Origin of the sequence: Geoanaerobacter pelophilus, from assembly GCF_018476885.1 — a bacterium.
Lineage (GTDB): Bacteria > Desulfobacterota > Desulfuromonadia > Geobacterales > DSM-12255 > Geoanaerobacter > Geoanaerobacter pelophilus.
The window spans coordinates 355,671-377,356 of sequence record NZ_JAHCVJ010000004.1 but is presented as its reverse complement, the minus strand read 5'-3'; the positions used below and the strand labels follow the sequence as shown (position 1 = coordinate 377,356).

Annotated in this window: 16 protein-coding genes and 1 riboswitch; of the genes, 6 read left to right on the top strand and 10 right to left on the bottom strand. The window is 56.3% G+C overall.

What is annotated here, in order from left to right; genetic code table 11:
• Positions 1–14 precede the first annotated feature (14 nt).
• On the bottom strand, positions 15–2,828 hold the full coding sequence (gene uvrA / locus KI809_RS12155) for an excinuclease ABC subunit UvrA (RefSeq protein WP_214171818.1): 2,814 nt from the start codon (positions 2,826–2,828) through the stop codon (positions 15–17).
• A gap of 94 nt (positions 2,829–2,922) precedes the next feature.
• Positions 2,923–4,698 carry an ABC transporter ATP-binding protein gene (locus KI809_RS12150; protein ID WP_214171817.1) on the bottom strand — a complete coding sequence of 592 codons (1,776 nt, stop codon included), beginning with the start codon at positions 4,696–4,698 and terminating at the stop codon, positions 2,923–2,925.
• A gap of 69 nt (positions 4,699–4,767) precedes the next feature.
• On the opposite strand from KI809_RS12150, the gene KI809_RS12145 reads away from it, so the two are divergent.
• Positions 4,768–5,679 (top strand): DMT family transporter, encoded by a 912-nt coding sequence (locus tag KI809_RS12145; RefSeq protein ID WP_214171816.1) that lies wholly within the window; start codon positions 4,768–4,770, stop codon positions 5,677–5,679.
• 95 nt (positions 5,680–5,774) lie between these two features.
• Here the strand turns inward: KI809_RS12145 and KI809_RS12140 are convergent, their stop codons facing one another.
• From KI809_RS12140 to KI809_RS12120, 5 genes are read right to left on the bottom strand one after another with little or no spacing between them, the layout of a single operon-like run.
• A complete protein-coding gene (locus KI809_RS12140) occupies positions 5,775–6,245 on the bottom strand; it encodes a YMGG-like glycine zipper-containing protein (RefSeq protein ID WP_214171815.1) in 471 nt (156 codons plus the stop codon).
• A gap of 31 nt (positions 6,246–6,276) precedes the next feature.
• Complete coding sequence (locus KI809_RS12135; protein ID WP_214171814.1) at positions 6,277–8,055, bottom strand: FecR family protein; 1,779 nt, start codon at positions 8,053–8,055, stop codon at positions 6,277–6,279.
• Between the two features lie 59 nt (positions 8,056–8,114).
• Positions 8,115–8,546 carry a preQ(1) synthase gene (gene queF / locus KI809_RS12130; RefSeq protein ID WP_214171813.1) on the bottom strand — a complete coding sequence of 144 codons (432 nt, stop codon included), beginning with the start codon at positions 8,544–8,546 and terminating at the stop codon, positions 8,115–8,117.
• Between the two features lie 21 nt (positions 8,547–8,567).
• Entirely contained in the window at positions 8,568–9,629 is a 1,062-nt protein-coding gene (locus KI809_RS12125) for an L-dopachrome tautomerase-related protein (RefSeq protein WP_214171812.1), read from the bottom strand.
• A 32-nt stretch (positions 9,630–9,661) separates the two neighbouring features.
• Positions 9,662–11,122, bottom strand: coding sequence for a cytochrome c family protein (locus KI809_RS12120; RefSeq protein ID WP_214171811.1), 1,461 nt, complete (start codon positions 11,120–11,122; stop codon positions 9,662–9,664).
• Between the two features lie 209 nt (positions 11,123–11,331).
• Between KI809_RS12120 and KI809_RS12115 the strand changes: the two genes are divergently transcribed.
• Positions 11,332–12,240 (top strand): cytochrome C, encoded by a 909-nt coding sequence (locus KI809_RS12115; RefSeq protein WP_246559369.1) that lies wholly within the window; start codon positions 11,332–11,334, stop codon positions 12,238–12,240.
• A 127-nt stretch (positions 12,241–12,367) separates the two neighbouring features.
• Here KI809_RS12115 and KI809_RS12110 read toward each other — a convergent pair whose 3' ends face one another.
• A complete protein-coding gene (locus KI809_RS12110; protein ID WP_214171810.1) occupies positions 12,368–13,378 on the bottom strand; it encodes a DUF3187 family protein in 1,011 nt (336 codons plus the stop codon).
• Positions 13,379–13,518: 140 nt separating this feature from the next.
• On the opposite strand from KI809_RS12110, the gene KI809_RS12105 reads away from it, so the two are divergent.
• The 4 genes from KI809_RS12105 to KI809_RS12090 all read left to right on the top strand — a co-directional run bounded on the left by KI809_RS12105 (position 13,519) and on the right by KI809_RS12090 (position 18,041).
• Positions 13,519–15,945, top strand: coding sequence for a penicillin-binding protein 1A (locus KI809_RS12105; protein WP_435052254.1), 2,427 nt, complete (start codon positions 13,519–13,521; stop codon positions 15,943–15,945).
• Positions 15,946–16,255: 310 nt separating this feature from the next.
• A complete protein-coding gene (locus tag KI809_RS12100; protein WP_214171808.1) occupies positions 16,256–16,540 on the top strand; it encodes an HU family DNA-binding protein in 285 nt (94 codons plus the stop codon).
• A gap of 92 nt (positions 16,541–16,632) precedes the next feature.
• Positions 16,633–17,028 carry a tol-pal system-associated acyl-CoA thioesterase gene (ybgC, locus tag KI809_RS12095; RefSeq protein WP_214171807.1) on the top strand — a complete coding sequence of 132 codons (396 nt, stop codon included), beginning with the start codon at positions 16,633–16,635 and terminating at the stop codon, positions 17,026–17,028.
• Positions 17,029–17,033: 5 nt separating this feature from the next.
• Entirely contained in the window at positions 17,034–18,041 is a 1,008-nt protein-coding gene (locus tag KI809_RS12090) for a glycosyltransferase family 2 protein (RefSeq protein WP_214171806.1), read from the top strand.
• Here the strand turns inward: KI809_RS12090 and lspA are convergent.
• A complete protein-coding gene (gene lspA, locus KI809_RS12085) occupies positions 18,034–18,540 on the bottom strand; it encodes a signal peptidase II (protein WP_214171805.1) in 507 nt (168 codons plus the stop codon). The two genes, KI809_RS12090 and lspA, sit on opposite strands and share 8 nt — an antisense overlap.
• Positions 18,541–21,315 (bottom strand): isoleucine--tRNA ligase, encoded by a 2,775-nt coding sequence (ileS, locus tag KI809_RS12080; protein ID WP_214171804.1) that lies wholly within the window; start codon positions 21,313–21,315, stop codon positions 18,541–18,543.
• A gap of 200 nt (positions 21,316–21,515) precedes the next feature.
• Positions 21,516–21,675: riboswitch (cyclic di-AMP (ydaO/yuaA leader) on the top strand.
• Positions 21,676–21,686: the final 11 nt, after the last annotated feature.

The following is a 21,686-nucleotide window of genomic DNA, read 5'->3' as shown; positions in this document are numbered from 1 at the left end:
CAAGGGCCCACCTATCATAAAAGTTTCCGCAGGAAATTGCCGGTATAGGACCGTGTCACCTTGGCCACTTCCTCAGGAGTGCCGGTGGCAATGATCTCGCCGCCGCGGTCACCGCCTTCCGGCCCGAGGTCGATTATCCAGTCAGCGGTCTTGATGACATCCAGGTTGTGCTCGATTATCACAATGGAGTTTCCTCCCTCAACCAGCCTTTGCAGCACGTCGAGCAGCTTGGCGATGTCGGCGAAATGCAGACCGGTGGTCGGCTCATCGAGGATGTAAATGGTGCGGCCGGTAGCACGGCGAGAAAGCTCCTTAGCCAGTTTCACCCTTTGGGCCTCACCTCCGGACAGGGTGGTGGCCGACTGGCCGAGCTGGATGTAGCCTAGTCCCACCTCCTCAAGAGTGCGCAGCTTATTGCGGATTTTGGGGATTGCTGCCAGGAATTCGCACCCCTCGGAGACGGTCATGGCGAGGAGATCGGCGATGGATTTCCCTTTATAGCGGACCTCCAGGGTTTCACGGTTGTATCTGGCCCCTTTGCAGACTTCGCATTGCACGTAGACATCCGGCAGGAAGTGCATCTCGATCTTGATGATGCCGTCCCCGGAGCAGGCCTCGCAGCGCCCACCCTTGACGTTGAATGAATAGCGCCCCGGCTTGTAGCCGCGGATCTTGGATTCGGGGAGCTGGGCAAACAGGTCGCGCACATCGGCGAATACACCGGTGTAGGTTGCCGGATTACTGCGCGGGGTGCGCCCGATCGGCGACTGATCGATGTTGATCACCTTGTCGAGGTGTTCCAGCCCGAGAATGTCGCGCACCGCACCGGCGCGCTCCCGACTCCTGTTGATCCTCTGACCGAGTACCTTGTGCAGGGTATCTATCACCAGAGTGGATTTGCCGGAGCCTGAGACCCCGGTGACACAGGTCATGACGCCGAGGGGGATATCCACCGTAAGGTCCTTGAGATTGTTTTCCTCAGCCCCGACAATGGTAAGAAACTTTTCGGCAGTGCGGCGCTTTGCCGGCAACGGGATGGAAAGCTCGCCGGAAAGGTACTTGCCGGTGAGCGAAGAGGGGTTGTGCATAATTTCGTCAGGTGTTCCTTGGGCAATTACTTCGCCGCCGTGGACTCCTGCTCCTGGTCCCATGTCGATAACATGGTCGGCTTCCAGGATGGTTTCCTCATCGTGCTCCACCACCAGGACGGTGTTGCCGATATCCCGCAAATGTTTGAGGGTGTTGAGCAGCCGGACGTTATCGCGCTGGTGGAGCCCAATCGATGGCTCATCAAGGATGTAGAGCACCCCGACAAGGGAGGAGCCGATCTGGGTGGCGAGCCGGATCCGTTGCCCCTCGCCGCCGGAAAGGGTGCCGGCGGTACGATCAAGAGAAAGATAGTCGAGTCCAACATTTACCAAGAAATTAAGCCGTTCCCTGATCTCCTTGAGAATGCGCCGGGCAATCTCGGCCTCTTTTTCCGAAAGCTGGAGGTTCGCGAAGAAATCGAGCGAGTCACGTATGGACAGCGCAGTTACTTCTGAAATGTTTTTCTCCCCAACCCGGATAAACAGGGCTTCCGGCTTGAGCCGTGCACCGTTGCAGGTGGGGCAGGGCATGATGTTCATGTATTTTTCAAGTTCCTCGCGGACCTGATCGGAATCGCTTTCTTTCCAGCGGCGTTCCAGGTTGTTGAGAACCCCCTCGAACTCTTTCTGGTAGGTATGTCTTCTGCCGGCGTCCTCTTCCCACCAGAACTCGATCTTCTCGCCTCTTGACCCAGTAAGAATCATGTCGCGTACCTCTGGTGACAGATCCTTGAACGGGGTCCTGATGTCGAATTTGAAGGCCTTAGCCAGGGCATCCAGGGTCATGTGGTACCAGGATGAGAGGCGCTTTTCCCAGGGGGCAATGGCCCCTTCGCGGATAGAAAGCTCCGGGTTCGGCACTACCAATTCCGCATCGAAATACATCCTTGTTCCCAGTCCGGTGCAGTCCGGGCAGGCCCCATAGGGATTGTTGAAAGAGAACATCCGTGGGGTCATTTCAGGATAGGAGATGCCACAATCGATGCAGGCAAGGGCCTCGGAAAACAGGATAGTGTCGCCGTCGACGATCTGCACCTTGGCGATACCTTCCGCATGATTAAGCGCGGTCTCAAGGGAGTCGGCCAAGCGTCGTTCAATTCCCGGCTTGACCACCAGCCGGTCGACGACAATATCGATATCGTGCTTCTTCTTTTTATCCAGTTCGATTTCGTCGGAGAGATCGAAGGGGGTGCCATCGATAATGACCCTGGTGAAGCCGTCTTTGCGGAGCTGGTTAAGTTCCTTACGGTATTCACCCTTGCGGCCCCGCACCATCGGGGACAGGAGCTGGATCTTGGTGCCTTCGTCCAGGGCCATCACCTGGTCCACCATCTGGGAGACGGTCTGCGATGCGATTAGCTTACCGCAACTGTAGCAATAGGGTTTACCGACCCGGGCAAAGAGGAGCCGGAGGTAGTCATAGATCTCAGTAACGGTGCCAACCGTTGACCGGGGGTTGCGACTGGTGGTCTTTTGTTCGATGGATATTGCCGGTGAAAGACCCTCGATCGACTCGACATCGGGCTTTTCCATCTGCTCCAGAAACTGGCGGGCGTATGCAGACAAAGACTCGACGTACCTGCGCTGTCCTTCGGCGTAGATGGTGTCAAACGCCAAGGTAGATTTCCCGGAGCCGGAGATACCGGTGATGACAACCAGCTGGTCGCGGGGGATCTCCACGTCAATACATTTGAGATTATGTTCGCAGGCACCTTTGATAATGATTTTTTCGTGAGCCATGATTTGCCTTGAAGAATGCGTTAATAGTGTTGTTTAAATGATACCCTAAATTAGCGATTAAGGGAATTACCGGCAGCAACGGGCTGCGGGAATGCTAACCTTTGAACTGCAACTGGTACAGACGGTAATACAGCCCCTTGCGCTCCATCAGATCGGCATGACTACCTTCCTCGACCTTCTCGCCATGGTGGATGACCGCGATCCTGTCGGCATCACGAATGGTTGACAGGCGGTGGGCCACCACCAACGTGGTACGGCTGGACATCAGCCGTTGCAACCCTTCCTGGATAAGGCGCTCGCTGGCAGTGTCAACACTGGCCGTGGCTTCGTCCAGCACCAGGATCTGTGGGTCAAAGGCGACAGCCCGGGCAAAAGAGATCAGCTGCCGCTCTCCTGCCGAAAAATTATTGCCTCGCTCCTTAACCTCCTCCTGATACCCCTTTGGCAGCCGTTCAATGAAGCGATCAGCCCCGACAACCGCGGCAGCAGCGGCAACCCTGGGGCGGATGGTGTCATCGCCGAGGCAAATGTTGTCTTCGACCGTTCCAGTGAAAAGATATGGGTCCTGGAGGACGATAGCTATTATTTGCCGCAGTTCGCGCACGGGCATCAAGCGGAGATCGGTCCCGTCTATGGTGATGCTCCCGCTATTTATGTCGTATAGCCTTGACAACAGCCGGGTTACGGTCGTCTTACCTCCGCCGGACTCTCCTACCAAAGCGATTTTTTCACCTCGGGAAATCCTGAGGCTGAAGTTCTTCAAGACATGGTCTTCGCCCTTGTAGGCAAACCACACATCTTTGAAGTCGATGACGGAAAAAGCCGGGGAAGGGGCTACTGTCTCGCTTTGTGACGGCTCCGGCAGCTGCTCTCTGGTATCTAGCAGGTTGAACAGTCGTTCAAGCGCGGCCATGGCCCCTTGCATCACCGAGTATTTTGCCGAGAGATCGCGAATCGGCGAGAAAAACTTCTCGATGTACTGGATAAAAGCGACCAATGCGCCGAAGGTCAGGGCACCGCGGATTATTTCACCTCCGCCGTACCAGATCATGAGGCCCACCGCCACCGAGGAGAGCGCCTCAACTGCTGCGTAAAGTGAGGCATCCCAGGTTATCACCGGCATATTGGCGTCCCGGTAAGACGCATTCAGCTTGCGAAACTCTGCCTGTTCTGATCGCTGGTGGTTGAATAGCTGGATTATTGAGATACCGCCGATGCTTTCGTTCAGTGAGCTGTTCAGAGTTGCCAGCCGTGACCGTACCTTGCGAAAGGCGGCGCGCATCCTGCGGCGGAAGGCAAAAGCGACCCAGAAAAGGAGCGGCAGTACCGAAAAAGTGGCCAGTGAAAGCCTGAGATTCATCCAGAGCATTACGCCGACGATACCGGTCAGCAGCAGCAAATCGCCGACGACAGTGATAATCCCGGCAGCAAACATTTCACCCAGGACTTCCACATCGTTAGTCAGCCGTGTTACCAGGCTGCCGGTGGGGGTCCGGTCGTAAAAGGACGTTGAAAGCCCCTGCACATGGACGAACAGCTCCATCCGGAGGTCCTGCATAACCCGTTGCCCGATATACTGCAGCAGCCAGACTTCAGCAAACGACATAATCGATTCGGCCAAGATCAGGGCCAGAAAGCCGGCAGCGAGCTGCGGCACCCCCTGCATCTGACCGGTTACAATATGATTGTCGATGGCGAGTTTGATCAGCAGCGGTTGGGCAAGCTTGGCGGCAGTGGTCAGCGGCAGGATGGCCAGAGTGAGCAGCACCAGCAATCGATATGGTTTGAGATATCTGAAGAAGCGCAGCATGAGCGCCCAGTCATAGGCTTTGCCGACAATTTCGTCTTCATATATCCCGCCAGATCGCATCAGACTCTCCCCTGAACAAACTACTCATTTGACACCGGCAAGTCAACCTGTGTATCTTGCCGGTTGTCCATGGAAAATAATTCTGTTAGAGAAAACCAGCCTTCACCGCTCAAGGTCTATTCGTTCCTCATCCTCACCACATTTTTCTGGGGGGGTAGCTTCCTGTTCAACAAGCTGGGGCTGAAGGAAGTGCCACCAACCAATTTTGTTTTTATCCGGTTCTTGTTGGCCTCGGTCATCATGCTTATCGTCTGCTCAACACGGCTGAGAGGATTGACCCTGGATATCGTGCGCAGGGGAGCGTTGGTCGGTCTGGCTCTGGGGATGACCAACCTGATGTTCGTTTTCGGGGTGCGCGGCACCAGCATCTCGCGAGCCGGCATTCTCAACAACATGTTCGTGCTGTTTATCCCGCTGGTTTGTGCCTTGGTCTGGCGGGATCGCGTAGGACGGGCAAACATGGCCGGGATTGTTCTGGCTGTGGTCGGCATCTGGCTCCTGGCGTCGGGAGGTGCCGGGTTCAATCAGGGTGATCTGATTTCGACTCTCTGCGCGGCGTTCATCGCCATTCACATCATTTCGGTCTCGAAGGTGCTGCGCAATGATGACGTATATCTCATCTCCCTGGTCCAGTTCATAACGGTTGCCATCATGTCGGGGACGGCTGTGCTGCTGACCGGGTCCCATGTTTACAGCATCAGCCAGACCGGCATTCTTTCCCTGGTATATTGCGCGATTTTTCCGACAGTCCTCTGTTTTACCTTGCAGAACCGGTATCAGCGCTACACAACACCGACCAGGGCCGGCTTGGTATACACCCTTGACCCGGTCTGGAGCCTTGTTGCAGGGTTTATCTTCCTGGGGGAACGGTTGGGTACCAGAGAATGGATTGGCTGTGGCCTGATCTTCCTGGCGGTGCTGGTGCCGCTGCTGTTCCGTTTGATCGTGGAATGGCGGCTGCGGGAACGATATAAGGAATGAGCTTGGGCTATGACGATGTCCACTGATTCTTTCTAAAAAAATGACCGTCCAGTTGCTGGGCGGTCATTTTTTTGTTCAGTTGCACTGCGAATTGATCAATCGTCGTCATTTTCATAGCGGTCGTAACGCCGCTCGTAGCGGTATCGCGGCGGGGGAGGGGGCGCCGGCTGATCGCAGTAAAGCACGGTCCGCCTCTTTACCAGTCTCCCCTCTACATACACCTTTTCCTTGACCTTGCGACAGTTACGGGCAGTGTCATAACCTTCTGGTTCTGCATAATACTGGGCCCGATGGTCTTCGGTGCGATATTCGACAGGCCTGCCTGATGATGCTGCCTGACGGGCACCCTGCTCTGAGATGTCGGCTATGGTTGCTCCGGCAAGGGCTCCGAGTGCCGCTCCCAATACCCCGCCTCGCCAGGGGTTCTTGGCGTCAAGGATGGCTCCGGCAATACCTCCGTAGGTACCACCGATCGCGCTGCCGGTAGCCTGACGCTGGGTGGCGCATCCGGCAAGCAACATGGCTGCGATACCTACTGCGACAAAAAATGAATAATAACGTTTCATTGCTCATCTCCTTCTGCGCTGCCGTATGGAGTTAGCGCTCCCTGCGCTGCCTCGGTTCCTGTTTTTCGACAGGAGCAGTTTCTTTCGATGTTTCTTTCGGGGTTTCACGCGGAGCAATCTGCCAGACCCGTCGCGGTTGCCCCTGCCTGGTTTCCGGACGCGGGGTTGTCGTGGTGGCTGGTTTTGATTCCATCCGGGGCTGACGCTCATGGTCGGCCTTGCGACCTTCGCTGCGGGATTCTCCGGATGCCGGTCTTGCCTCTGGTTTTACCTGCTGTTCAGTTCTTGCTGGAACGGGTTGTTGTGCCGGTTGCACCGGTTCACGTCGCCGTCTTTCCTGAGCCGGCTGCTCTGTAATCGGTGTCCCGGCGGGCTTTGCCTGGGGAGCAGGGACAACTCGCTGTTGCGGCGCCTGATGTCGGTCAGCCGGCGAAGTCGGTCGGACTTGCAGCGGTTCTGTTTTCCTCTCTGGCGCGACTCTGCGCCGTTCCGGCTCAAGCCGGGGGAAGCGCTCCTTCAGCGGTGCCGGATGGCTGCGGATAACGGATGCCGGGGGCCTGCTTTCAGGCGCGATTTTTCTGACCAGCGGCATCCGTGCCTCACGGGCTGCAGGCCTTGTTTGCGGCGGGGCAGTCAGCCCCTGGTAGCGCTCTAAGCCGGCGGGTCGACCTTGTCGCGGTGCGCCTCTGCCACTGGTGAAGGCGTTCCTCTCGATGACTGTGACCGCGTTCCTGACCCTCAGGTTGCGATAGTTCGTGATCGGCCTGATTACAGTGCGGCGGTCAACGTTGGTAATGTTGATACTGAGGCTGCCGTAATTGCCATAGCCATAATAGATTTCGCCAGGGGCAAGCGGCACCCAGGCCAGGTCGCTTTGCGTGTCTACCCAGGCTACATAGCCCGGAGACCAGTAGACATCACCTCTGCGCGGCGGGAGCCAGCACCAGCCGTATCTTTGGCTATATTGCCACCGGCCGTAGTGGTGTGGCGCCCAGCCCCATGGTTCCGAAGCAATCCAAACATAGCTGCCTCTGCGCCAGACCCAGCGTCCCTGTTGATAGGGCGTCCAATCGACACCTACGGCAATGGTCGGGCGCCAGGCATAACCGTATTCTTCAATGGGTACCCACTCGCCGTTGCTTGCCAGTTCTTCTTCATAGATCACCAGCTCTTCGGGCAGGTAGCGGTTTGCAGCTTTCCGCTTGAATATCGTCCGGTCACGCTTTTCATTCCATTGTTCCCACTGGTCGGGAGGATTGAGCGGTGCGACTTCAGCGCCGTTTTCCGAAAAGAGCAGGGTCTCGCCTGACTTCACCCGGGTTTTGCCGGAAACGCTTTCAACGTAGACCGTTCCTTTGACGACCGATACCTCGGTATCGGGATCGCCGCTCCCTACAAGGTCGATATGCACCCGGCTTTTTCGGCCGACACTGATGGTGGCATCATCGCTGTTGATCTGCAGGTCACGGTCCGCTTCGAAGGTACGGGCATACAAGCGGCCGCTGCTGAGATAAACCTGTTGTTCGTTGTTGTCGAGCCGCACGATGTCGATAGAAGTTTTTGACCCCAAACGGAGGATGCTGCCGTTTTGCAGTTCGATTTCTGCCCTGGCGCCATTGGCGCACCAGATTCGGTCACCCTCTTCGACAGGGGTGTTGGCAGTTGTCGGCACCCAGTCGTTACTGTCATCGTCGAAAAGCAGCACCTCGCCCTTGGTTAATGACAGGCGGGCCAACCCTGAGGACGCAGATGCATATAAGGGGACAATGGTGATAAAGAGTACTACCGCGATGGCAAGAAGCCTTTTCATGGGGAAACCCTCCTGCCCAGTTAACGCGTGAGAGGTGCTGTCGGTTGACAACCGGGCTGTTACGGTTTGCGGTATTCGGCGGTGGGCCAGAAAGGAATGCCGCCGCGAGGGGTGAATTCTCCGCGCACGGTCAGACTGACCGGCGCGAGGAGTTTGACCAGGTCATTGCAGATCCTGTTAACCCCGGCCTCGTGAAACTCACCGAACATGCGGAACGATCCCAGGTACAGCTTCAGGCTTTTACTCTCCACGCAGAGCTTGTCCGGCTGGTAGTCGATGACGATCCTGGCAAAGTCGGGCTGCCCGGTCAGCGGGCAGAGGCAGGTGAACTCCGGGCATTCGATGTGGATTGTCCCGGTGGCACCAACCGGGTTTAGTTCACCAATGGCGAACGGGCTGGGGAATGATTCGAGCAGTGACGGGTCCGGGTTGTCATAGCGATAAGCAGTTGCGGAACTTCCCAGTGCTTGGAGGTTTTCGTGAAGCTTCATGGTTTACCTTTCCTCATATGGTTATGGCGTGAAGCGGAAGATCTTGAACGGCCCCTCACCGAGGTGAATGCGGGAGGTGGTGACATAAAAGCTGCCGTCAGGCGCCAATGCCAGGCTGTCCGGCCATTGCAGGCGATTGTCCTTGACCACCATTTCAATGGTGCCGTCTGGCAGTCGGCGCTTTATGGCATTTTCTTCAATCGCAGTGAAATAAAGATTGCCGCTGTGGTCAAACTCCAGGCCGTCGCTGGCTACGGTCTCATCCAGATTTTCTGTCTTTCCGGGAAGCTCGCGGGCAGAAATATTTTCATCGAGCAGCCAGCGGAGCTTGATCCGATAGAGCGTTCGCCCGGTAAGCGCTTTATAGTAAAGATACTCGCCAGACGGGTCAATTGCAATGCCGTCGATATGAACTCGCGGGGTAGTGCCGTCGGGCAGCAACCACTTATGGCCGTTAAATGTCAGCTCGATGTCTTCCGCGGTTGTTGAGCTGTCGTTATCAAGGATCCGCCAGGAAAGGCCGGTTGCCAGGTTGACCACTACCAGCCCGGGGCTGCCTGAATCGGTGATGAAGGCATGACCGCTGCGAGTATCGACGCGGATGTCGTTCAGGTAACTGTTTTCATGGATTATCGGTGCGCCGAACCTGATCACCTGCATTACCCTGTTGGTGTGCAGATCGATCTTGAGAAGCTTGGCGCCGCCATCGATAACGCCTTGAAAGCGTGGATTGGCAGGGTCGAGGATCCAGAGAAAGTTGGTGTCATCGACATAAACGCTCTGGGCGCAGACGAAGCGGTTTTGCGGCTCACTACCGAACCAGCGATTCCACTCCTGATCGGGGAACGCGCGGGTAGAGCCGTCTGCCAGAAGCTCCCCCACGGAAATCGACACGGCCTCGTTCCAGCGGGGGAATGTGACAAATTTTCTCCCTTCGCGCGAGATCGCCAACCCGGTCCATTGCCGGTCCGAGCTGGCAATTTCCAGCAGCTCCCGGCGCATTATCACCGGTCCGCGGTTTGATAAGGCGCACCCGGTTGCCAGGAGCATTGCCATGATTAAGATGAGTCTGGTGAAAAACACAGTCAGTTCCTGTCGGCAATCAGCGTTAAAACTCAAAGTTCGGTAGGCAGGGTCGCATGCTTAATTACCATGTCAACCACGGGAAGAGGGGGTATCGTGTCCAGGCCGTAGATCTCCTTGAGATTGATGTCTTTCGGCACAGCTGATAGCAACGATTCTGCGACCTTCTGGTCTGCTTGCCGGTAACGGAGCTTAACTTCCAGGGCGATGTTTTTGGTTGCCAGATTGTACGGCAGACCATAGTACACTATTCGGGACCCTTTTGGGGGGATTGTGTCATGCCTGGAAAAGGAGGTTACCACCCAGGGATCGACGGCAAAATGGAAATTGCTCCCCATGCCGTCAGAGTTAAAGAGCCTGGTGTTTTCCGGAAGAGCCCCATCAGCTTTGATGGAGCCGCTTTGCAGGACAATGTTGCCCTTTTCGTCACGGGCGGATATTTCAAGCCACATCTGGCGGATATTCGTCAGAGAGGTCGGCAGGTCATGGCCGGCCCGCAAGTTTTTGACGGTTACCTTGATTTCGGCAAGTTTCCCCTCTCGATATAGCGGAGCTATGTCGAGATCGGCAGCAAGCTTGAGCCGCTCGACGGCCATTTCGTACTTTTTCTTCAGAGCAGCGGCTTCGGAGATGTTGCCGGCCTTATTGGCTGCAGCGGCAGCAAGGTAGTAAAGGAGGTAATTGGCGCCGTTAAAGCTGTGCTGGTACTCGGATCTTAACGGCTTGTAAAACGAGTCGGCAACTTTTTTAAAGGTCTGGATATCGACCATGTGGCAGTCCTGGCAGAGAATCTGATTCTGGGCATAGGCTCCGGATTTCCATTCTCGATAGGTCGCTTCCAGCGGGAAATGCCGGTCATAATGAAAGACCTGATGACAGGAAGCGCAGAGGTCAGCACGAAGATGGAGCGTGGACTCGGCGCAATCGTGAAAGCCACCACCGCAATTGTCTGCTGGTTTAAAAGGGCCTCTCTTGATGAGAGTTGGCCCTTCCTTACCGTCAACTCCAGGGGTCAGGATCATGGAGCCGTTTTCCGGCTCATGCGCCGGTGTCTGCCAGTGGGTTACGCCGCTTATGGAGTGGCAGATGTCGCACGAGACCCCGCTGCTTGCAACCGGTGACAACCCTGAGATGCCGGGCCCCTTGATCTCTCCGGTTACCATGCCTGCCGGAGAATGACACCCTTCGCACTGTCGCGATATTTCGTGTCCCACCGCTTTTACCGCCTTGTTCAGCTCTCCTTGGTAGATCGGGTCGTGAAAAGCCAGATTATGGACTGACCCTGACCATTCTTTGTACTGCTTTGGGTGGCAGTCGCGGCAGGTTTCCGGTGGTGTGAATGCGGCGGTTGATTTGTTCCACTTAATAAGTGACGGGTAGTAGGGATAGAACTCCCGGTCAAAATCGAAAACAGTAGGAGCTTGGGCGCCGAAAGCCTGGCTTGCAAGGATAAGCAGGGCCAAGATGGTTAGTAAGTGGCATGTTGATCTCATGTAATGCCTCATAATTCAGTTGGATTTAGAGAAAAGGGTCATTTGCTATTAACAATAGAACGGTTGCCTGTCAAGGTTCTTAATGGCCGCAGGTCGCTTAAACTGGTCCAGTTTCTCATTGACTATCTCTAGTAATCATGACACAATCTGCCGCGCAAAATTGGATAAAATGCGGTGTTTCTCATCATAAAGCATCAAGGAGGAAAGAAATGAATACCAAGACTAAAACATGGATTGCTGCTCTTGCAGGGCTTGCCATGGTGTCACTGCACGGCCTGGCATTTGCTGCTGGTGCGCCGGCTGCAAAGCCTCAGGCTCAGGCTGCACCGGCAAAGGCTGCAGCTCCGGCACCTGCGAAACAGGCCCAGGGACCTAAACTGCTGAACGACGACTGTGCCAAGTGTCATGCCAAGGCTCCGGCTGATATCGCCAGCAACGGCGGCAAGCACAAGACCTCGATCGGCTGCCAGGATTGCCATGCCGGCCATCCGCCGACCGTGAGGAAGATCATTCCGCTTTGCAGCCAGTGTCACGAAGGCAAGCCGCACTTCAAACTTGCCGGATGCAACACCTGTCACAGCAACCCTCATTCACCGCTTAATATCAAAATGGGCCGCAACATCACCGACCCTTGCCTTACCTGCCACACTCAGCAGATCGTAAAGCTCAGGGACAACAAGAGCAAGCATACCGCCCTTGCCTGCACCTTCTGTCACGACACCCATGGCAAGATCCCGGAATGCGTACTGTGCCACAAGCCGCACTCCAAGGAGATGACCCAGGCTGACTGCAAAAAATGCCACCAGGCCCATATGCCGAAGGCTGTTGCTTACAGCAACCAGACTCCGTCCAAGGACTGCGCCGCATGCCACAAGGCAGCCTACGACCTGCTCACTGCCAGCGCTTTCAAGCATAAGAACCTGAGCTGCGTTGCTTGTCACCAGGCCAAGCACAAGATGATTCCACAGTGCCAGAGCTGCCACGGAACACCGCATCCGGCTTCAATGCTTGCCAAGTTCCCGAAATGCGGTTACTGCCACAGCATCGCTCATGACCTGAACAACTTCAAGAGCCAGCCGGCACCGGCAGCTGCTCCGGCAGCCAAGAAGAAAAAGTAGTCTGACTGATTGAAACCGGATGATCGGTAAAAAGGGCCGTGGCAGAAACGCCGCGGCCCTTTTGTTTTTGCAGCTGTAAATTACTACTGAACTCTGCTGATCTGGTTTATGGTGCCGGCAAATCAGTTTAGAATGGTTTGCGGATTGCCAGATGGAGGGTTACATCCGGGGCGGTATTGACCGCAATATCTTCGGAAACGGCGATATCCATGAACAGTGAACCGGGGAGGCGCAGGGTGCCGCCGCTGTGCAGTTGCAGCGAGTTTGATGATAGCTCTTTGAGTTCGCTTCCATCATAGAATGAGGTATGGCCGGACAGCTGCAGGATGAAGGCGATCCAGTCCGTTGGTGCCCAGCCAATGCCAAGAGTTCCGAAACCTGCCACAGAGCGCTGCTGGTCCGGAAGCACATTGCCCCTGGTCATGGCCATGCCGCCGGCAGAGCCGAAAAGGCTCAGATGGCCGATTGGCATGGCATAGTCATCGCTCAGGTCCAGCCAGAGTGCGGTATCCACGCTGCCGCTGCCATGGAGCCGGTGACTGTTCCCGGTGGGCAGTTTCAGGCTAGCGCGCAGCGAAACCGCCCCTGAATCGGGAGTGGAGCCTTTGTAGAGCTGATAACCGCCGGTAAGTCTCAGGTCACCGATGCCGAAACTGGACTCATTCAGTTTCAGCCGCTCGGTGCCATCCTTGGAGTAGTGGTAGTCAAGCCTGTTGCGTGGCGCCTCTTTTCGTCCTCCCTGGGGGAGACCGAAGAATTGGTGCCATCCTTCGATGAATCGGTCGAAAACCCCTCCGCCATGTCCTACGAACGGCAGTTCCAGGCCTGCTTCAAAGCGGTTTCCCAGGCCATAGCGGCAGGCCAGCGTCGTGCGGTAATCCTCGCCATCAAGGAGTAGCGTCTCGCGGCCGTTATCGATGTCATGGTAATTACTGGCAACGTCGAAAAACAGCCCGGCTTCGCCGCTGCCTCTCTCGGGAATTCGGGCAGGGCTCGGTTCGGGCAGACCAAAGATCTGGACCAGCGGGCTCCGGTTGGCGGTGTGAAACGGCGTTATCGGCATCGCTTGGTCTGATGCCGATTGTGATGCCCCTGGTAACAGCAGCAGGAGCGCGCAGGATATAAGCAAGGATCTCATGGGTGCTAATTGTAACGTAGATCAAGGGTTACGCAACAACCGGTAAGGGTTTATTCTGCTTGAAATCAGCAACCAATCTGCGATAATGAGCCGCTTTCACAGGGTTTGTCATCTGATGGCATGAAGAGGGGTCTATGAAGATGTACCAGGGAAGACAACAGGTGGATCGCAGAGTGTCACGCAAGCAGCCAGGCACCACTCTTAAGACGGTGGCCATCGCCCTAGCCGGTGTTGCCATGATAATTCTGATCGGTTTCTCGGGATGGTTCTACTACATGCTGGCAAAGCTGCCCAAGGTCGATCGACTGGCAGACTACAAACCTCCCATTGTCACCCAGGTGCTTGGCGATGACGGCAGCCTGGTTGGTGAATTCTTCCTGGAGCGCAGGACCGTGGTGCCGGTCGACAAGATTCCCCGGAAACTGATCCAGGCCTTTGTTGCGGCCGAGGACTCCAATTTCTTCCAGCACAAGGGGATTGACTATTTCGGCATTGTCCGGGCTGCTATAAAGAATGTCATCTCGATGCGGAAGAAGGAGGGGGCATCCACCATTACCCAGCAAGTGGCCAAGTCGATGCTGCTGACTTCTGAAAAGAGCTATTCCCGAAAGATCAAAGAGGCGATTTTGGCCAGCCGGATGGAGAAGAAGCTCTCGAAGGATGAGATCCTCTACATCTATCTCAACCAGATTTACCTGGGGGCCGGGGCTTATGGGGTCCAGTTGGCGGCCGAGACCTATTTCGGCAAAGGGGTTGACCAGTTGAACCTGGCGGAGATCGCCATGCTGGCCGGACTGCCGAAGGCGCCCAACAGCTATTCGCCGATAAAGCACATGGACAAGGCAAAGGAGCGTCAGAATTACGTCCTGGAGCGGATGGTCAAGGAGGGGTACATCACGGAGGCCGAAGCGACCCATGCCCGGAGCACGGTCATCGCCATAAAACCCCTGAAGAAGGTCAACAGCGAGCAGTCCGCCTATTTCCTGGAGCAGATCCGTATTCAGCTTGAGGCCAAGTACGGGGAGGAGCGCCTTTACAAGGAAGGTCTGAAGATTTATACCACCATGAATGCCGAGATGCAGAAGGGGGCATTTGAGTCGGTGCAACGCGGCCTGAAAGAGGTCGACAAGCGTCAGGGGTTCCGCGGCCCTCTGAAATACCTTGCGGAAAGCGAGGTCGATCAGTTCTGCAAGCAGGTGGAAGACGGCATCGACGGTCCTTCGCTGCGCCAGGGAAGCACCTACCAGGGGGTGGTGACCAAGATCGATACTGGCCGTGGCGATCTTACGGTGAGAGTCGGCGAGCGGACCGGCACCCTGACCCGCAAGAACATGGGGTGGGCCGGCAAGGTCGCTCTGGCTGAAAGCTTCGGCAAGCCGGATGAAAAAGGGAAGGGGCTTAGCCTTGGTGCCGTCATTGAGGTCAGTGTGCAGACCCCAGATGCCAACAGGGCCGGCGCGATCTTTGCCCTGGACCAGACGCCACTGGCGCAGGCAGCTATCGTGGCTATCGATCCCCGTACCGGTGGAGTCAAGGCGCTTGTCGGCGGCTATGATTTTAAGAAGAGCCAGTTTAACCGGGCGATTCAGGCCAAGAGGAACCCCGGCTCAGCCTTTAAACCGATTATCTACTCGGCGGCCCTGGAAAAGGGGCTGACTGCAGCCACTATTTTCGAGGATTCGCCGGTGGAGTACGACAGCGGCAAGGAAAAGGCCTGGAAACCGAAAAATTATGACAATATCTATCGCGGCAATGTCACCATGCGTGAGGCGCTGACCAACTCGATAAATGTTGTCAGCGTAAAGATCCTGGAACAGATCGGCGTCAATGCTGCTATTGAAACCGCCAAAAAATTGGGAATAACCTCGCCGCTCGATGCCAACCTTACTCTTGCCCTCGGCTCATCAAGCCTAACGCCTCTTGAGCTGACCACGGCCTATGCCACCCTTGCCTCCGGCGGTTACCGGCCGACTCCGTATTTTGTCACCAAGGTAACTGATTCCGAAGGGAAGATCCTGGAGGAGGTTCCAACACCGAGGATCCCGGTATTCAATTCATCGACCTCGGCAGTCAACATCACAGCCTCATCTTCGGGCCTTCTGACCACCACTCCGGCTGCCAACCCGCTTGACCCGGTACCGGTCATGTCGCCGGAGACCGCCTATATCATCACCAACCTGATGGAGAGCGTTGTCACCAGCGGCACCGGCCAGCGGGCCCGGGCACTTGGCCGACCAGTGGCCGGCAAGACCGGCACCACCAATGACATGAAGGATGCCTGGTTTATCGGCTTTGTCCCGCAGCTGGTGGCAGGAGTCTGGGTGGGCTACGACCAGGAAAAGTCGCTCGGCGCCGGAGGTTCCGGTGGCCAGGCAGCTGCCCCGATCTGGACCGAATTCATGCAGAAGGCGTTGGCCGGGATGCCGATCGAGGATTTCAAGGCACCGCCCAATGTCACCTTTGCCCTGATCGACCCAAGAACCGGACTTATTGCACGTGAGGGGAGCGAAGGCGCTGTTACCGAGTGTTTTATTTCAGGGACTGAACCATCGTCAGCCGGAGAGTGACTGCTGCCACGGAAGTAACTTGTAGTGGGATTAATTGCCGGGAGCGCGATCTTGGCGAGACGCTGGCTTGGAGAATAAAGTTTAATAATATCGACAATATACTGTCGTAGTGGTCGTGCTACACCGCTGGGGCCGAGATAAAAAGACAGCCTGGTCTTAATCCCCCTTGTAATGAAGCTGTACAGGGGTAACGCTTCGGCAAACCGCATGGGTCAAGCGCTGCCAATTTTTTTTTTTACATACCCCCTTGCATTCGGGAAATTTCAGTCTATAGTAGTCGCAACATTAACTTTAGCAAGGAGGTTTAATCATGACTAAGGCAGAACTCGTTGAAGCAGTAGCAAAGTCCGCTGGTTTGACTAAGGCAGCAGCTGAGAAAGCAGTTGGCGCATTCATAGGATCTGTTAGCGCCGCTCTCAAGAAGGGTGACCGGGTTACTCTCGTTGGTTTCGGCAGCTTCGAAGTCTCTACCCGCAAGGCTCGTACCGGCCGTAATCCGCAGACCGGCAAAGAGATCAAGATTGCTGCTGCCAAAGTGCCCAAGTTCCGTCCTGGCAAAGCCCTCAAGGATGCAGTTGCCTCAAAGAAGAAGTAACAAGCTGTTACTTTTAGATTGAAGGCGTTATATATAAAAAATCACCCCGCGATCAGCGGGGTTTTTTTTATCTGAATCCAGTGGAGAATACCATGGCTACGGAAGTGCGGATCTACTATGAAGACACCGATGCCGGCGGGGTTGTCTATCATGCCAACTATCTGGGGTATCTGGAACGAGGGCGGACTGAGTTTCTCAGAGAGCGGGGCCTGTCGGTCAGGGAACTGGCCGATGCCGGCTGTATTTTTCCCGTAGTGCGAATCGAGATTGATTATCGCGCTCCTGCGGTTCTGGATGACCTGTTACGGGTAGATACTGAACTAATGAGGCTTGGCAAGACCTCGTTCACCTTGAAGCAGCAGGTCGTCAAGATTGCGGACAGCACGGTTCTGGTCACTGCCGTGGTTACCCTGGTATGCGTGAAGCCGGGGATGAAGGCGCGGCGACTGCCGGCAGAGCTGATAAGCGCCTTTGACGACGGACCCTGAGACGCATGCGAATACCTGCGATCTCCATATTGATGCCGGTCAGGAACGAAGAGAAATACCTGCGTGCGGCCCTGGCGTCACTGCAGGCACAAACCTTCACCGATTGGGAGCTGATTGTCATTGATGACGGTTCTGACGACAGCACCCCGGAAATCCTGGGCGCAGAGGCACAGCATGACATCAGGTTACGGGTCTTCCGGTCGCCGGGAAAGGGCCTTGTTCCTGCTTTGAACGCCGGTCTGGTCAACTGTAAGGCCCCATTGGTGGCCAGGATGGATGGCGACGACGTTTGCCATCCACGCCGCCTGGAGCTGCAGGAACGGTTCCTGCGAGAAAATCCGGAGGTCGGGCTGCTTGCCTGCTCGTTCCGGCATTTTCCCCGTCAGCATCTGAAGATCGGTATGCTTGCCTATGAGGAGTGGCAAAACTCCCTAGTCGGCCACGAGCAGATTCGCCGGGACCTTTTCGTCGAGTCACCGTTTGTCCATCCGGGAGTGGTGATGCGTAAGGACATTCTCGACGCGGTGGGTGGATACCGGGATATGGGGTGGGCAGAGGATTACGATCTCTGGCTGCGGCTTGCCGCTACAGGATGCCGGTTTGCACGGCTTCCCGAGACTCTGTTCTTTTGGCGCGACCGGCCGGAGCGCTCAACACGAACCATGGCCGAATATACGGCTGAAGCCTTCAGGCGCTGCAAGGTGCATCACCTGAAAAACGGCTATCTGAGTGGGCATGAGGCTGTAACTCTTATCGGTGCCGGGATTGAAGGGCGCGCCTGGCGCAAGGCGCTCGCAGAGGCTGGCATTGGCGTAAACAGATGGGTTGATCTTGACCCGCGCAAGGTGGGGATGGTTCTGCACGGGGCGCCGGTCGTGGCGGAACATAGCGTTGAACCGGGAAGCGGGCCGATGCTGGTAACAATTGGTACCCGCGGTAGCCGGAACCTGGTGCGCGGCTGGGCTGAGGGGAGAAGGCTGACCGAGGGGATTGATTATATCTGCGTCACTTAGCAGAGAGCGCTTTTTTCTGCCTGCTCTCCTCCCGCAGCATGTCGATTGCCAGCAGGAAGACCCCGACGCAGATGGCCGAGTCGGCCACGTTGAAGGCCGGCCAGTGGTAGGTCTTCCAGTACACATCCAGAAAGTCGATCACCTCTCCGAGCCGCACCCGGTCGATCAGGTTGCCCACCGCTCCGGAAAGGATCATGGCCAGCGATACCTGGGCAAGCTTCTGATCCTTGCGCAGCTTTCTGTAGGCATACAGAATGACCAGAACCGCGACAATGGAAACAAAGATGAAGAAAGGGATGCGAAAGCTTGTGTTGGCAAGAAAGCCGAACGCCGCCCCCTTGTTTCTGACATAGGTGATGCTGAACAGATCGCGGATCACCGGGATGGACTGGTGAAGGTCCATTACCCGGTCGATATACGCCTTGGTCACCTGATCGATGATCAGGGAGGCCAGTGACACCAGGGTCAGTATCAGATAGCTCGGCCTGTTTTCGGACATTTATTTGACCGCCTTGAGACATTTGGGGCAGATGCCCGGGTGGTCGGCGTCACTGCCAAGCTCTTCGCTGTAGCACCAGCAGCGCTCGCATTTTGCACCAGGAGCTGCCTTTACCTGGATCTTCAAACCGAGAATGGTCTCTGCGCTGTAACAATCACCCTCCGCAAGCTCTCCCAGTTCAACCTTGGATACGATGAAGATCCCCTGGAGCTCTGCTGCATACGAGCCAAGGAAGGAGTTCAGCTCGCTATCGGCGCTGATCAGCACGGCGGCATCCAGCGAGTGACCAATGGTCTTGGCAGCCCGCGCCAGCTCTAGCGCCTTGGAGACCTCAGCCCGGACCTTCATGATCCGCTCCCAGCGCTCCACCAGTTGCTCGTCTTTCCATTCGGGGTGCATGGCCGGGAACCCTGCCAGATGAACGCTTGCCTCGCGTTTGCCCGGCATGTAGCCCCAGACTTCGTCGCTGGTGAAGGAGAGCACCGGCGCAATCACTCGCACCAGCGTGTCAAGGATCTGATACATGACGGTCTGGGCGGCGCGGCGCTCCAGGGATGCCTTCTTGCTGGTGTAGACCCGGTCCTTGAGGATGTCGAGATAGAATGAACTCATTTCCACGGTGCAGAAGCCGTTGACCGCATGATACAGGACGTGGAATTCATATTCACTGTAGGATAACAGCACTTTTTCTTTGAGCAGTTCCAGCTGGTGCAGTGCCCAGCGGTCCAGTTCCGGCATCTTGTCAAAGGCAACAGAATCGGTTGCCGGATCGAAATCGCTCAGGTTGCCGAGGATGTAACGGCAGGTGTTGCGAATCCGGCGATATGCCTCTGACAGGCGGTTGAGAATCTCCTGGGAAATCCGGATGTCGTCGCGGTAGTCCTGGGCAGCCACCCAGAGCCGGAGGATCTCGGCGCCGAATTTCTTGATCACCTCTTCCGGGGCCACCACGTTGCCGACCGACTTGCTCATCTTGCGACCCGAGCCGTCCACGACAAAGCCGTGGGTCAGGACGTTCCGGTACGGGGCCACACCCCTGGTGCCTACGCTCTCCAGGAGCGAGGAGTGGAACCAACCGCGGTGCTGGTCGCTCCCCTCAAGGTACATATCGGCAGGAGAGGAAAGCTTGGGGTTCGGTTCGAGTACCGCGGCGTGCGACACGCCGGAATCGAACCAGACGTCGAGGATATCCATCTCCTTGGCGAGATCGGCGGAACCGCACTTCGGACAGACCGTGCCGGCAGGGAGCAGCCTAGCAGCCTCCCAGTCGAACCAGACATCCGAGCTTTCTTTCTTGAAGATTTCCGCCACATGGTCCATCAGTGTGCCGTCAGCAATATATTCGCCACAGGAACTGCAGGAAAAGGCGGTGATCGGCACTCCCCAGCTTCGCTGCCTCGAGATGCACCAGTCGGGACGGTTCTCGATCATGCCGTAGATCCGGTCCTTGCCCCACTTGGGAATCCAGGCTACTTGGTCGATTGCAGCCAGGGCTTTGTCGCGCAGTTCGTTGGCTTTCATGCCTATGAACCACTGCTCGGTAGCGCGAAAGATGATCGGCTTCTTGCAGCGCCAGCAGTGGGGATATGAGTGGGAAACCGTGCTGGTCCCGACCAGGGCGCCAACCTCGGTCAGCTTCTCGATGACGTTGGGATTGGCCGCAAAGACGAACTGGCCGCCGAAGAACGGCAGGCTGGAGATGAACTTTCCGTGGTTGTCCACCGGATTGTAGACGTCGAGGCCTTCCCTGAGCGCAACTTCGTAGTCTTCCTGGCCATGGCCCGGAGCGGTATGAACGCAGCCGGTACCGGCCTCCAGAGTGACATGTTCGCCGAGGAGGATGATCGAATCGCGGTCGTAGAACGGATGGCGGCAGAGTTTCTTTTCAAGAACCGTAGACGGGAAGGAGGCGATGACAGTGCCTGTCAGCTGATTGGCGGCCAGGAAGGCGTCTTTCAGCCCCTCGGCAACGATCAGCGCTTCACCGTTCACCTCGACAGCGACATAGGTAAATTCAGGATGCAGGGATATGGCCAGGTTGGCCGGGATGGTCCAGGGGGTTGTGGTCCAGATAACGACAAAGGCCTTTTTGCCGGCCAGTGCCGGGATCGCTCCGCTCAGGTCGTCTTTGAGCGCGAACTTCACGTAAATCGAGGGTGAGGTGTGGTCGGCATACTCCACTTCAGCCTCTGCCAGCGCGGTAACGCAGGAGGAGCACCAGTGGACCGGCTTCTTGCCGCGATACAGCCCGCCGTTGTGGGCGAACTTGGCCAGCTCGGCAGCAGTCAGCCCTTCATATTCGTAATTCATGGTCAGGTATGGATTATCCCAGTCACCAAGGACCCCGAGTCGCTTGAATTCATCACGCTGGATGTCGATGAATTTCGCGGCGTATTTCCGGCACTCGCGGCGCATCTCCAGCTTTGAGATCTCATGCTTCTTGGAACCGAGGTTCTTTTCCACCTGCAGCTCGATCGGCAGGCCATGGCAGTCCCACCCCGGCACATAAGGGGCGTGAAACCCTTCCATACGCTTGCTCTTTAGGATGATATCCTTGAGGATCTTGTTCAGGGCATGGCCGATATGGATGTGGCCATTGGCATACGGCGGGCCGTCGTGCAGCATGTAGACCGGTTTGCCAACGCCTGATGCCTCGATCTGCTCGTAGAGTCCGGTCTCCGCCCACTTGTTGAGAATTTCCGGCTCCCGCTGGTTGAGGTTGGCCTTCATCGGGAAGTCGGTCAGCGGCAGATTGAGGGTATCTTTATATTCCATACGGGAGTGCCTCCGGGAATGATGGGTGAAAAACGTTATAACCTAGCGGGAACCCTTCGAAAAGTCAAGAGCCTTTCACCTGCGGGACGTTACCAAAGCCCGCAGTTTCTCCGGTCTGGCACTTGTTGCGCATTGCCGAAACCGGGGAATGTGAATCCATCGAATATCTTGACTCTGGTGCCAGAAAGAGTATAACTGGCGAAAAAATGCAGCCGAGATTCGTTCCACGGAACGGATGCGGGGGACCCGATCAACAGGGGCGAATTCCTGAGAGCAAGCCGACAAGAGGTTTTTCTCAGGATCGAGGACTTTCAGCCTCAAGCCCGTCAGCTAACCTCGTAGGCACCTGGAAGGGCAGGATAGCGGATTGC

Excerpts from the sequence above, each read along its gene's own strand:
- KI809_RS12120 (WP_214171811.1), bottom strand. The coding sequence starts at position 11,122 with ATGAGATCAACATGCCACTTACTAACCATCTTGGCCCTGCTTATCCTT.
- KI809_RS12115 (WP_246559369.1), top strand. The coding sequence starts at position 11,332 with ATGAATACCAAGACTAAAACATGGATTGCTGCTCTTGCAGGGCTTGCC.
- ileS (WP_214171804.1), bottom strand. The coding sequence starts at position 21,315 with ATGGAATATAAAGATACCCTCAATCTGCCGCTGACCGACTTCCCGATG.
- uvrA (WP_214171818.1), bottom strand. The coding sequence starts at position 2,828 with ATGGCTCACGAAAAAATCATTATCAAAGGTGCCTGCGAACATAATCTC.
- KI809_RS12105 (WP_435052254.1), top strand. The coding sequence starts at position 13,519 with ATGTACCAGGGAAGACAACAGGTGGATCGCAGAGTGTCACGCAAGCAG.
- KI809_RS12145 (WP_214171816.1), top strand. The coding sequence starts at position 4,768 with ATGGAAAATAATTCTGTTAGAGAAAACCAGCCTTCACCGCTCAAGGTC.
- KI809_RS12150 (WP_214171817.1), bottom strand. The coding sequence starts at position 4,698 with ATGCGATCTGGCGGGATATATGAAGACGAAATTGTCGGCAAAGCCTAT.
- ybgC (WP_214171807.1), top strand. The coding sequence starts at position 16,633 with ATGGCTACGGAAGTGCGGATCTACTATGAAGACACCGATGCCGGCGGG.
- KI809_RS12090 (WP_214171806.1), top strand. The coding sequence starts at position 17,034 with ATGCGAATACCTGCGATCTCCATATTGATGCCGGTCAGGAACGAAGAG.
- KI809_RS12110 (WP_214171810.1), bottom strand. The coding sequence starts at position 13,378 with ATGAGATCCTTGCTTATATCCTGCGCGCTCCTGCTGCTGTTACCAGGG.
- KI809_RS12140 (WP_214171815.1), bottom strand. The coding sequence starts at position 6,245 with ATGAAACGTTATTATTCATTTTTTGTCGCAGTAGGTATCGCAGCCATG.
- KI809_RS12100 (WP_214171808.1), top strand. The coding sequence starts at position 16,256 with ATGACTAAGGCAGAACTCGTTGAAGCAGTAGCAAAGTCCGCTGGTTTG.
- lspA (WP_214171805.1), bottom strand. The coding sequence starts at position 18,540 with ATGTCCGAAAACAGGCCGAGCTATCTGATACTGACCCTGGTGTCACTG.
- queF (WP_214171813.1), bottom strand. The coding sequence starts at position 8,546 with ATGAAGCTTCACGAAAACCTCCAAGCACTGGGAAGTTCCGCAACTGCT.
- KI809_RS12135 (WP_214171814.1), bottom strand. The coding sequence starts at position 8,055 with ATGAAAAGGCTTCTTGCCATCGCGGTAGTACTCTTTATCACCATTGTC.